Origin of the sequence: Nocardioides sp. NPDC057772, assembly GCF_042798075.1 — a bacterium.
GTDB lineage: Bacteria > Actinomycetota > Actinomycetes > Propionibacteriales > Nocardioidaceae > Nocardioides.
Window position 1 is genome coordinate 1 of the sequence record NZ_JBHVKN010000155.1, and the last position, 12,062, is coordinate 12,062.

The window sequence follows — 12,062 nt, forward strand, 5'->3', positions numbered from 1 at the left end:
CCCATGGGGAACGGGTGGTCCGGCGGTCGCCGGGCCACCCGTTCCTCTTTTCTCGATGCAGGTCAGGAGGCCGCAGCGCGGATCAGCGTCCCCAGGTTCTCGACGAACGTGGAGGTGTTGATCAGCTGGGGCGGCTCGGCCGGCTGGTAGGGCGGCACCGCGGGCGGGTTGCTCGAGGGATAGGGCGAGGTGTCGAAGGTGTCGCCGACGTGCTTGCTCATGTAGGCCTTCCCGTCGTACGGGTGTGTGGTGCCCGGGCCGCGGAACGGGTTGGTGACCGCCTCGGCCGGGGAGAGCCAGTAGCCCTTCTCCCCCAGGTCTGCGATGACCGCCGCGACCTCGGCCTCGTCGGGCCGGTCGACCTCGTGGGAGGTGCCACGCAGCAGCTCGAGCAGACCCAGGTCGTGCAGCGAGAAGAACGGCGGCAGGTCGTAGGGCTCTCCCGGCGTGAGCGGGGAGCGGGCCACCAGGTCGGCCACCTCGGTGTCGGTCAGGGCCCGGAGGCGGTCGTACTCGGACCGCAGCCGCGCCTCCGCCACCGAGCGCCCACCGGAGTAGTGGCTGAGCGTGTCGTGGTGGTCGTGGTCGTAGTAGTACGCGCCGTTGTTGATGTTCGAGCCGAACCGGTGCACGAACAGCGCCCGGTTGGTCCCCGGCTCGACGAAGGTCGGGTGCGTCCGGCTGGCGATCAGCGGGTTCTCCGCCCGCTGCTGCGCGGTCAGCCGGCAGCTCGCCAGCCAGTCCAGCGCTGCCGGGACGCCGTCGAGGAACGTACGGTCGCCGGTGAGCTGGAAGTAGGTGAACAGCTGCTCGATGTTGGTCTGGGTGGTATGGGTGGTCAGTGCCCGCGGTTCGTAGGAGCGGCCCGCGGCCACCGCGCCCGCCGGGCGTCCGTCCCGGTCCTCGGCGAGGTGCTGGAGGCCCCAGCCGGCCTGGGGTGCGGGCTGCTGCATGCGACGTACGCACTCCATCGCCCGGCGCACCGGGTCGACGAGGTCGTCCCGGCCCAGGGAGACGACGCACATCAGCAGGAGCTTGATGTTCTCGCCGAGGACGTTGTCGTTGAAGGTGACGTGCTGCGTGTAGTCGCCGTCGACCATGCCTTCGCGGGCATCCTCGGGCAGCCAGGACGGCAGCGTCTTCGGCCACGGCATCTCGGTGGTCGCCTTCGGGTCGAGGGGCCACCGCTGCGGCCAGCCGCCGTCACCGATGCCTCCGCTGATCTGAGCATCCGTGATGAAGTCGATCACCTTGTTCAGAGACCGTCGGAAGCCGCGGTCACGTGGATCGAGCAGGTGCAGGCGCAGGATCAGCTGGCCTGCGGTCGAGGTGGCGGCGTCGTCGAAGGTCGAGTTGTCGTAGAGGTGCTGGAACTCCTCCAGGCGCCAGCCGTTGATCCCGATCGACTCGTACCAGCGCCGCAACGACTTCGGGCCCGCGAAGTCGTGGATGTAGTTCCAGCCGCCCTCGGGGCGCTGCGCCCGGACGAGCGCCCGGCCGGTGCGCCGCGCGGCGTGCAGGAAGCGCTTCTCGCCGGTGGCGACGTACGCGTCGAGCAGGGCGTGCCCGACGGTCGGAGTGCCTGGTGGCTGGACCCAGCACATGGTGCGCCGGGCCTCCATCTCGCCCCAGGTCAGGGACAGGTCGGGACGGTAGCTCCAGACGTAGGCGCCCTCGTAGGAGACCGTCTCGTCCATGTAGGTCGCCGCACGGAGCATCGCGTCGCGGACGCCCTCGGCGCTGGTGGACGTGGCCGCCGCGGCCGAGGTGGTGAGACCGGCGACGCCGCTCGCGGCGCCGAGAAGCGGGCCGGCCGCTGCTGCTTGGACGAGCCGACGGCGACTCAGCGTCGAGCTCGGTGGGGACTTCTTCGCAGGTGAGTTCATCCCTCCATCGTGACGAGACTCACACTCCCGCGGCCAATACCGATGCCGACTCACACGATGCCCGCCAGGGCAATGTGGTCACGGCCACGGAGTCACTGCTGCAAGCGCCGGCGGGTGCTGCCCAGATGGACTCGCATGGCTGCCCGGGCGGTGTCGGCGTCGCGGGAGAGGATCGCGGCGGCGATGTTGTCGTGCTCGCGCTGCACCCGCTCGACGTGGAGCGCGTCGCTGGGCGAGTAGGCGTCGCCGAGCCGGGTGCGCGGCAGCATGATCATCATCGGACCCAGCGAGTCCATCAGGTCGAGGTAGAAACGGTTGCCGGTCGCGGCCGCGACGGCACGATGGAAGGCGAAATCGGCCTCCACCGCGCCGTCGGGATGCGCGGCGGCCAGCGCGGCGAGCGCCTCCTCGATCGAGCGCGCACCCTGCTCGTCGAGGTGGGCGGCGGCCAGGGCCGCCGCCTCGCACTCCACGCCGAGCCGGAAGTCGACCATGTCGAGCACGTCGTGCTGCGTACGGATCGCGGAGGACTCCAGCGCGAACGGCGAGGGCGCCGGAACCGCCAGGACGAACGAGCCGCGGCCCTGGAACGTCTCGACCAGGCCCTCGGCGCGCAGCCGGGTGACCGCCTCACGCGCCACCGTCCGCGACACCCCGTAGGTGGCCACGAGGTCGGACTCCGAGGGCAGCTTCGCCCCCGGAGCGAGGTCTCCGGCGAGGATCTGGTCCTTGATCCCGGAGACGACGCGGTCGGCGAGCCCGGTGCTGAGAGTCATGCCGTGAACTTAGCCGTCTCCACGGTGAGCTTGCGCATCTGGTCGCTGAGCGTGAAGCCGAGACCCGGGCGGTCCGGCACCCACATCTGACCGTCGTGGATGTCGATGCGCTCCTCGAAGAGCGGGTTGAGCCACTCGAAGTGCTCGACCCACGGCTCGGTCGGGTAGGCCGCGGCGAGGTGCAGGTGGATCTCCATCGCGTAGTGCGGCGCGAGCGCCAGACCGGCATGAGCGGCGAGCGTGGCGAACTTCAGGAACGGGGTGATCCCGCCGATGCGCGGCGCGTCCGGCTGCACGATGCCCCGGTAGCCGGCGTCGATCAGCGCCATGTGCTCGGGCACCGAGGTCAGCATCTCGCCGGTGGCGATCGGCGTGTCGAACGTACGCGACAGGTCGGCGTGGCCGACCGCGTCCCAGGCGTCGAGGGGCTCCTCGATCCAGATCAGGTCGAACTGCTCGAGCTCGCGGCACATCCGCCGGGCGCGGGCACGGTCCCACTGTTGGTTGGCGTCGACCATGAGCGGGGTGTCGCCGAGGTGTTCGCGCATCGCGGCGACGCGGCGCAGGTCCTCGGCCCAGTCGGGCTGGCCGACCTTGATCTTGATGCCGCCGATGCCGGCCTCGAGCGAGGCGGTGGCCTTCTCCTTGATCTCCTCGACGCTCGCCTGGAGGAAGCCGCCGGAGGTGTTGTAGACGCGGCAGGAGTCGCGGTGGGCGCCGAGCAGCTTGGCCAGCGGCAGGCCGGCGCGCCGGGCCTTGAGGTCGTAGAGCGCCACGTCGAGGGCGGCGACGGCCTGGGTCGCCACGCCGCTGCGGCCGACGGAGGCACCGGCCCACATCAGCGACTCGTAGATCTTGGCGATGTCGGAGGGGTCCTGGCCGATGGCGACCTGGGCGATCTCCTTGAGATGGGCGTACTGCGCCGGGCCGCCGGCCCGCTTGGAGTAGCTGAAGCCCATGCCTTCGAAGCCCTGCTCGGTCGTCACCTCGACGAAGAGCAGCACGGTCTCGGTGAGCGGCTTCTGCCGCCCGGTGAGCACTTTGGCGTCGCTGACCGGATTCTCGAGCGGGAGGACGACGTGGGACAGGGTCAGGGACGTGATGCGGTCGGCGGCCATGGCGGAGGGCTCCTCGATGGGCTAAGTTGTATGACAAGTTCGAAACTTATCTGATGAGTGATGAGGAGTCCAGAGCGTGACCGCCAGTGCCCAGGTTGCCGAGCAGGTTGTCCAGCAGGTCGTCCGGCAGGTTCCTCGATGGCGCGATCTCGCGCCGTTCCTTCGACCGCGCCCGTTCCACTGGCGTGCCGCCGACCGCCGGCTGGCGCGCTGCCTCAGCGTCGACGACCTGGAGCGCGCCGCCCGCCGGCGAGTGCCGGCGGCGGTGTGGGACTACGTGTACGGCGGCTCGGACGGCGAGCACGCGATGCGCCGCAACCGGGAGACGTTCGACCGCGTGGAGCTGCGACCCACGGCCTTCGGCCAGGTGGCCGAGCCGGAGGTGCGTACCTCGATCCTCGGGCGTCCGGCGGCGGCACCCATCGTGCTGGCGCCGACCGGCTACACCCGACTCAGCCACCACACCGGCGAGCGGGCGGTCGCTGCCGCGGCGGCCGCCGCAGGGCTCCCCTACACGCTCTCGACGTACGCCACGACCTCCATCACCGACGTCGCGGCCGCGGCGCCGCAGGGACGCAACTGGTTCCAGGTCTACCTGATGAAGGACCGTTCTGTGACGCTCGAGCACCTTGCCGAGGCGGCGTCTCAGAGCTACGAGGCGCTGATGCTGACCATCGACACGACCGTGACCGGGATGAAGCGCAAGGACAAGCTCAACGGCTTCGCGATCCCGCCACAGCTGAGCCTGCGTACGTTCGCGGGCATGGCGCGCCACCCCGGCTGGGTCGCCAACATCCTGACGACCGAGCCGCTGCGGTTCGCGACCTTCCCCGAGGGGTCGCACCACGGCCGGTGGGGCATGTCGAACGAGCTGCGCGAGCAGGCGATCCGGCCCGCGGACATCGGCTGGCTCAAGGAGCACTGGGACGGCCCGGTGGTGGTCAAGGGGGTGCTCTCGGTCGCCGACGCGGTCACCTGCGTCGAGGCCGGCGCCGACGCCCTGGTGCTCTCCAACCACGGTGGCCGCCAGCTCGACCGGGCACCGGTGCCGCTCGAGCTGCTGCCGGCAGTGGTCGACGCGGTCGGCGACCGGACCGAGGTGTACGTCGACTCCGGCGTCCGCTCCGGCGGCGACGTCGCGGCGGCTCTCGGCCTCGGCGCCCGTGGCGTGATGATCGGCCGCCCCTATCTCTACGGCCTGATGGTCGGCGGGCAGCAGGGGGTCGACGCCACCTTGACCCTGCTGGTCGAGGAGCTGCGGCGGGCGATGTGCCTGCTCGGCACCCCCGACATCGCGGCGATCGGCCCCGAGCACGTACGTCTGCGGTCGGCATGACCGACTCCCCCACCGACCCGAGGAGAACCCGATGACCGACCTCGTCCACGACCTGCGCGCCGCCCTCGGCGAGAGTGCCGTGCTGACCGACCCCGCAGACATGGCCGCGTACGTCACCGACTGGACCGGCGTCTTCACCGGCACCGCCCTCGCGGTGGTGCGTCCGGCCTCGACCTCCGAGGTGGCGACCGCCGTTCGACTCTGCGCGGAGGCCGGTGTCGGGGTCGTCCCGCAGGGCGGCAACACCGGCCTCGTCGGCGGCGGCGTACCCGACTCCGGCGGCGACCAGGTCGTCCTCTCGCTCGGCCGGATGCGGCGGGTCCGGGAGGTCGACCCGGTCGCCGACACCCTCGTGGTGGAGGCCGGTGCGCCGCTGGCGAGCGTCCAGGAGGCAGCCGTCGCCGCGGGGCGCCTCTTTCCGCTCTCCCTGGGCTCGGAGGGGTCGTGCACCATCGGCGGCACCATCGCGACCAACGCCGGCGGCACCGCGGTCCTCCGCTACGGGATGATGCGCGAACTGGTGCTCGGCCTGGAGGTCGTGCTCCCCGACGGCCGGGTCTGGGACGGTCTGCGCCCGCTGCGCAAGGACAACACCGGCTACGACCTCAAGCAGCTGTTCATCGGCTCGGAGGGCACCCTCGGCGTGGTCACGGCGGCCGTGCTGCGGCTGCTGCCGGCCACGCCGCGCCGCGCGACCGCCTTCGTCGCGCTCGAGTCGGTCGAGGCGGCGACCGCGTTGCTGCCGCTGCTCCGATCCCAGGGCGGTGGACTCCTGACGACCTGGGAGCTGCTCGGGCGGCAGGCGCTCGACCTGGTCCTCACCCACCTGCCCGGCGCCCGCGACCCGTTCGCCGAGCAGCACGAGTGGTACGGGCTCGTCGAGCTCGCCGGCACCTCCGCCGACGTCGACGACCGGCTCGAGTCGGCGCTCGAGGCCGCCGCAGAGGCCGGGCTGATCGCGGACGCCGTGGTCGCCGGAAGCCCCGCCCAGCGGGAGTCGCTGTGGGCGCTGCGCGAAGGGGTCTCAGAGGCACAGAAGAGCGAGGGCGCGACCCTCAAGCACGACATCACCCTGCCGATCACGGCAATGTCCCGCTTCGTCGCCGAGGTCGGCCCGAGGCTGCTCGACGCGCTGCCGGGGCTGCGGCTGGTGACGTACGGGCACATCGGCGACGGCAACCTGCACTACAACATCTCCGCCCCCGTCGGCGACGACGCGGCGCTGAGGCGAGAGGCTCCCGCGCTCACCCGGATCGTCTACGACGCCGTCACCGCGCTCGGCGGCAGCATCTCCGCCGAGCACGGCATCGGGACGCTCAAGCGGGATGCTGCGGCGGCGTACAAGGCGGGTGTCGAGGTCGACCTCCTGCGGGCCGTCAAGCGGGCGATCGACCCCGACGGGGTCATGAATCCTCGGAAGGTGCTGGCTCACGGGTAGGGCGGGGTTGCGGAGCCACACTCCCGCCATGGCGGGAAACCGACGGCCCGCGGCCGCCCGCTACGCACTACGCAGATACGACAGCACCGCGGTCCGCAGCTGCGCCGCCAGGGCAGCGCGGGTCGCCTCGTCGGGTGCGTCGAGGAGCAACGGGGTCATCCCGCGCACGATCTGGATGGCGACGGTGGCGATGAGATCCACCTCCTCGGCCGAGCGACCCGGGAACCGCGGAACCAGGATCTCGACGATGCCGGCGTGTACGACCTGCTGCGCCGGCGCGACGGCTTCACGCAGCGACGCGGGCATGTCAGTACGGGCGAAGAGCGCCTTGAAGCCGGGATGGGCCAGGTTGAACTCCAGCAGGGAGGCGAGGGTGGACTCGACCAGCCCGTCGAGGTCGGCGTCGGCGGTTCCGGCCGGATCGAAGGTCTCGGCGCGCAGCCGGGTGAGCTCACCGGCGTAGTACTCCGACAGCGCCCGGGCGATCTCGTCCTTGTTGGCGAAGAACTGGTAGAGCGAGCCCGGGGAGATGCCGGCCTCCGTCGCGATCGCGTTGGTCGAGGTGGCGTCGTATCCCTTCTCGGCGAAGACCGTCGCGGCGGCGTGCAGGATCTGCTGGATCCGCCGCTCCCCCCTGGCCTGGCGTTTGCGGACAGGGCGGGCCGAAGCCTCTTGCATTTACGAGTCACCTCTCGTATTTTCGAATTGTGAGCACTCACTCGCAAACATACCTCGAACCTTCCGCCCCCGACACCGGCTCGCGTACGTCCCGTCTCGAGACGCTCGCAAGCCTCATCCACCGTCGGCGTCGCAGCGTGCTTGTCGCTGCGGTCGTGACGACCCTCGCCCTGACCGCACTCGCCGCCGGCGCCATGTCCTCCTTCGTGCTCAGCCGCTGGGAGGCGGCCGGCACCGAGTCGGTGCGCGCCCAGACCGAGCTCCTCGACCGCTTCGACACCGGCAATGCCAATCTCATCCTGCTCGTCACGGCGCCCCGCGGAACCGTCGACGACCCGGAGATCGCCCAGGCGGCGAAAGCCGTGGAGGCCGAGCTCGCCGGCGAGAAGGCCGTCGGAGATGTCTGGTCCTACTGGTCTGCGCCGGCGCCTGACCCGACGCTGACCAGCACGGACCGCGCCTCGGGTCTCATCCTCGCTCATGTCACCGGCGACGCGACCAGCGCGCGAGAGGCGATCGCCGGCTACATCCCGGACTACACGCGCAGCAGCGGCCCGATCGAGGTGCGCGTTGCCGGCTCCGAAGCAGCCTCGACCCAGATCAGCGAGCAGGCGACAGCCGACTTCCTGCGCGCGGAGGTGATCATCCTGCCGCTCATGCTCATTCTCCTGGTCGTGATCTACCGCCGTCTCTCGTCGGCACTGCTGACCCTCGGCATCGGGCTCTTCTCCGTCGTCGCCACTCTCGCCGGGTTGCGGCTGCTCACCGGAGCCGTCGAGATCGCGACCTTCGCCGCCAACATCACCTTGGTGATGGGCATCGGCCTGGGCGTGGACTACAGCCTCTTCGTGATCTCGCGGTTCCGCGAGGCGCTGGGGCGGGGCGCGCGAGTCGAGGACGCCTTGCGGGAGTCTCTGCGTACGTCGGGACGGACGGTGATCTTCAGCGGCGCAACGGTCGCCGCCGCCATGGCCGTGCTCTTGATCCTGCCGTTCGACTTCCTCCGCTCCTTCGCGTGGGCCGGCATCTTCGCCGTCCTCACCGCCGGTCTCGGCGCACTGGTCATCCTGCCCGCCGCGCTGGCCATGATCGGCGAGCGCTGGGCGCGCCGCGGGGTCGCCGTCCCGCAGCCGGCTCCGGTCGAAGCGGGGCGCTGGCACCGGCTCGGCAGCCGCGTGATGCGCCGGCCGCTCGCCTGGGGCGGCGTCGCGCTCGTGCTGCTGCTCGCGCTCGCCTCCCCCGCGCTCGGGCTGCGGATCGGCGTACCCGACGAGCGGGTGCTCCCCGCCGCCCACTCGGTGCGTGATGCCTATGACCAGTTGCGCGAGGAGTTCCCGGCCGAGCCGCAGGACGCCCTCCAGATCCTTCCCGCGGCGGCCGACGCCCGTGCCACGCCCGAGGAGATCGCGACGTACGCCGCCGAGCTCTCCCGACACGACGACATCGCCCAGGTCGGCTCGCCGGCCGGAACCTACGCCGACGGCCGCCGCATCGGGCCCGCCGACCCGCGGCTGACCTCGACCGACGGAGACCAACGGATCGAGGCCGTCCCCGAGCGCACCGCGCTGGCCGACGGCGTCGCCGACGACCTGGTTGGCGACGTACGCGCTCTCCCCAGCCCGTTCGGCGAGCATCTCGTCGGTGGCTACCCGACCCAGCTCGTCGACTTCCGCGACGCGCTCGTCGACCGGCTGCCGCTCATCGGGGCGCTGCTCCTGGTGGTGACCTTCGTGCTGCTCTTCCTGTGCAGCGGCTCCCTGCTGATCCCGCTCAAGGCCACGCTGCTCAACCTGCTCTCGGTCGGGGTGATGTTCGGCGTGCTCACCCTTGTCTTCCAGGACGGCTTCCTCGACGGAGCGCTCGGGTTCACTCCGATCGGCACCCTCGACCCGGCGTTCCCGCTGCTGATGTTCTGCGTGGTCTACGGGCTCTCGATGGACTACGAGGTCTTCATGGTCTCCCGCATCCGGGAGGTCTACGACCAGACCGGCGACAACCGTACGGCCGTGCTCACCGGGCTGCAGCGCAGCGCCCCGCTCATCACCGCCGCCGCGTTCACCCTGGCCGTCTCGTTCGCGGTCTACGCCACCGGCGAAGTGATGTACCTGCAGATGGTCGGCATCGGCACCGCCATCGCGGTGCTGGCCGACGCCACCATCATCCGCGGGATCCTGGTCCCGGCGTTCATGCGGCTGGCCGGCGACGCGAACTGGTGGCTACCGGGACCGCTGACGCGGCTCTTCGGGCGCTACCGGATCCACGACGCCGGCTGACGCGTCACAGCCCCTGGGCGACCCGGTAGAACACCTGGTTCCAGCGCACCTGGTCGGCGAAGCCGCGGCGGGTGGTCGACTCGTCGATGACCAGCAGCTCGGTGCGGGCGATGTTGGCGAAGACCTCGAAGGCCTCGATCCCGGCGGCGGTCGACATCACCGTGTGGTGGGCGCCGCCGGCGGTCAGCCAGGCCTCGGCCGAGGTGGCGAAGTCGGGGCGTGGGGACCAGACGGCGCGCGCGACCGGCAGGTTGGGCAGGGCCTGGGTCGGGGGTACGACGTCGACGACGTTGGCGGTCAGGCGGAACCGATCGCGCATGTCGGCGAGGGACACGACCACAGCACCTTCGACCGAGTCGGCGTCGAAGACCATCCGGACCGGGTCCTCGCGGCCGCCGATCCCGAGCGGGTGGATCTCCACGCGCGGGGTGGAGGTGGTCAGCGAGGGGCAGATCTCGAGCATGTGGGCACCGAGGATCAGCTCCGCGCCAGGGGTGAGGTCGTAGGTGTAGTCCTCCATCAGCGACGCGCCGCCGGGCAGCCCCTCCCCCATCACCTTCGCGGCCCGCACCAGGACGGCGGTCTTCCAGTCGCCCTCGGCACCGAAGCCGTAGCCCTTGCTCATCAGCCGCTGCACGGCGATGCCGGGGAGCTGGCGCAGGCCGCCGAGGTCCTCGAAGTTGGTGGTGAACGCCTTCGCGTCGCGCTCCACCAGGAACGCCTCCATGGCGATCTCCTGGCGGGCGGCGTAGCGCAGCGACTCGTGGCGCTCGCCGCCACGGCGCAGCTCGGGCACGACGTCGTAGAGGTCCTCGTACTCGGCGACGAGCGCGTCCACCGCGTCCTCGGCCACGGCCTCGACGGCGGCGACGAGGTCGTTGACGCCCCAGGTGTTGACCGAGACGCCGAAGCGCAGCTCGGCCTCGGTCTTGTCGCCCTCGGTGACCGCGACGTTGCGCATGTTGTCGCCGAAGCGGACCAGGTTGAGCCCGTGGGTGGCGGCCCAGCCGGCGGCACCGCGGACCCAGGTGCCGACGCGGCGCGTGACCGCCGGGTTCGAGACGTGGCCGACCACGGTGGTGCGGGCGACGCCGAGGCGGGTGGCGATGTAGGCGTACTCCCGGTCGCCGTGGGCGGCCTGGTTGAGGTTCATGAAGTCCATGTCGATCTCCGACCAGGGGAGCTCGACGTTGGCCTGGGTGTGCAGGTGCAGCAGCGGCTTCTGGAGCGCATCCAGGCCGGTGATCCACATCTTGGCCGGGCTGAAGGTGTGCATCCAGGTGATGACGCCGAGGACGTTGTCGTCGGAGTTGGCCTCGAGCATCGCCCGGCGGATCGCCGCGGAGTCCTTCAGGACGGGCTTCCACACGACCTTCACCGGTACGTCGTCCGACGCGTCGAGGGCTCGGGCGACCTCCTGGGACTGCTCGGCCACCTGACGAAGGGTCTCCTCGCCGTAGAGGTCCTGGCTGCCGGTGAAGAACCAGACCTCGCGGTCGCCATAGGGTTTGGGCGCGATGGGCTTGCTCATGTGGGGGTCCTTCCAGTGCTGACGTGGGTGTGCTGAGGCGTCGAGGGCATGGCTCAGTGCTGGCCGTAGACGTTCTGATAGCGGTCGTAGAGGGAGTCGACGTGGCGCTGGTCGATCGGCAGCGGCTGGCCGAGCTGGCGCGCGATGTGCACGGTGCGGGCGACCTCCTCGCACATCACCGCGGCCTTGACCGCGGCGCGGGCGTCCTTGCCGATGGTGAACGGGCCGTGGTTGCGCATCAGCACGGCCGGGCTGCGTGACTCCCGCAGGGTCTCCACGATGCCGCGGCCGATGGAGTCGTCGCCGATGATCGCGAACGGGCCGACCGGGATCGGTCCGCCGAACTCGTCGGCCATCATCGTGAGCACGCAGGGGATCTCCTCGCCTCGGGCCGCCCAGGCCGTGGCGTAGGTGGAGTGGGTGTGGACCACTCCCCCGACCTCGGGCATGGAGGAATAGACGTACGCATGGGCGGCGGTGTCCGAGGACGGCGACCGCTCGCCCTCGACGAGGTTGCCGGCCAGGTCGCACACGACCATCGCCTCGGCGGTGATGTCCTCGTAGGCCACTCCGGACGGCTTGATGACCAGCAGGTCCTCGCCGTCGGGGTTCGGCACCCGCTCGGAGACGTTCCCGGCGGTCCACACGACCAGCTCCCAGCGGGGCAGCTCGGCGTGGAGCGCGGCGACCCGCTCCTTGGCGGCGTCGACGGCGGCGCGAAGAGCGGTGGGGACGCCCGTCATCACTGGTCTCCTTCGGTGTCTGGTTCAGCGGTGGTGAGCGAGGCCACGGCGGCACGCTCGATGTCGAGGCCGGCCTCGTAGCTCGCCAGGTAGGTCTGGAATCCGGCGAGGTCGGCGGCGTCCGGCTCGACGACCTCGAGATCGATGTCGCCGAAGACGCGCTCGGCGAGGTAGGCGCTCAGGGTGAGGTCGGTGACTTGACCGTCCTCGCCCGTACGCCCGCGCGTCACCGGGGCGCGAGCGCCTCCAAAGACGACAGCGGCGCCTTGTGCAGGTTCGAGAT

Annotated in this window: 9 protein-coding genes and 1 pseudogene; 3 read left to right on the top strand and 7 right to left on the bottom strand. The window is 71.0% G+C overall.

Annotated elements, in window-relative coordinates; translation table 11 throughout:
- Positions 1 to 62 precede the first annotated feature (62 nt).
- The 3 genes from ACFVJS_RS20790 to ACFVJS_RS20800 form a co-directional block, all read right to left on the bottom strand.
- Entirely contained in the window at positions 63 to 1,886 is a 1,824-nt protein-coding gene (locus ACFVJS_RS20790; protein ID WP_378884298.1) for a pectate lyase, read from the bottom strand.
- Between the two features lie 92 nt (positions 1,887 to 1,978).
- Positions 1,979 to 2,662 carry a FadR/GntR family transcriptional regulator gene (locus ACFVJS_RS20795; RefSeq protein WP_378884300.1) on the bottom strand — a complete coding sequence of 228 codons (684 nt, stop codon included), beginning with the start codon at positions 2,660 to 2,662 and terminating at the stop codon, positions 1,979 to 1,981.
- Entirely contained in the window at positions 2,659 to 3,780 is a 1,122-nt protein-coding gene (locus ACFVJS_RS20800; RefSeq protein ID WP_378884303.1) for a mandelate racemase/muconate lactonizing enzyme family protein, read from the bottom strand. The genes ACFVJS_RS20795 and ACFVJS_RS20800 overlap by 4 nt, the downstream gene beginning before the upstream one ends.
- 76 nt (positions 3,781 to 3,856) lie before the next feature.
- Here ACFVJS_RS20800 and ACFVJS_RS20805 point away from each other — a divergent pair, with 76 nt between their 5' ends.
- Positions 3,857 to 5,116 (top strand): alpha-hydroxy acid oxidase, encoded by a 1,260-nt coding sequence (locus ACFVJS_RS20805; RefSeq protein WP_378884306.1) that lies wholly within the window; start codon positions 3,857 to 3,859, stop codon positions 5,114 to 5,116.
- Between the two features lie 31 nt (positions 5,117 to 5,147).
- A complete protein-coding gene (locus tag ACFVJS_RS20810; protein WP_378884309.1) occupies positions 5,148 to 6,554 on the top strand; it encodes an FAD-binding oxidoreductase in 1,407 nt (468 codons plus the stop codon).
- Positions 6,555 to 6,614: 60 nt separating this feature from the next.
- Here ACFVJS_RS20810 and ACFVJS_RS20815 read toward each other — a convergent pair whose 3' ends face one another.
- Positions 6,615 to 7,232 carry a TetR/AcrR family transcriptional regulator gene (locus tag ACFVJS_RS20815; RefSeq protein WP_378884311.1) on the bottom strand — a complete coding sequence of 206 codons (618 nt, stop codon included), beginning with the start codon at positions 7,230 to 7,232 and terminating at the stop codon, positions 6,615 to 6,617.
- A gap of 29 nt (positions 7,233 to 7,261) precedes the next feature.
- On the opposite strand from ACFVJS_RS20815, the gene ACFVJS_RS20820 reads away from it, so the two are divergent.
- Entirely contained in the window at positions 7,262 to 9,505 is a 2,244-nt protein-coding gene (locus ACFVJS_RS20820) for an MMPL family transporter (RefSeq protein WP_378884313.1), read from the top strand.
- 4 nt (positions 9,506 to 9,509) lie between these two features.
- On the opposite strand, the gene araA is transcribed toward ACFVJS_RS20820, so the two are convergent.
- From araA to ACFVJS_RS20835, 3 genes and pseudogenes are all read right to left on the bottom strand, one after another.
- Positions 9,510 to 11,036, bottom strand: coding sequence for an L-arabinose isomerase (gene araA / locus ACFVJS_RS20825; protein WP_378884315.1), 1,527 nt, complete (start codon positions 11,034 to 11,036; stop codon positions 9,510 to 9,512).
- A 53-nt stretch (positions 11,037 to 11,089) separates the two neighbouring features.
- Positions 11,090 to 11,779 carry an L-ribulose-5-phosphate 4-epimerase gene (locus ACFVJS_RS20830; RefSeq protein WP_378884316.1) on the bottom strand — a complete coding sequence of 230 codons (690 nt, stop codon included), beginning with the start codon at positions 11,777 to 11,779 and terminating at the stop codon, positions 11,090 to 11,092.
- Positions 11,779 to 12,062: pseudogene (locus ACFVJS_RS20835) on the bottom strand (hypothetical protein); the annotation flags it as partial. The gene ACFVJS_RS20830 and the pseudogene ACFVJS_RS20835, both read right to left, overlap by 1 nt.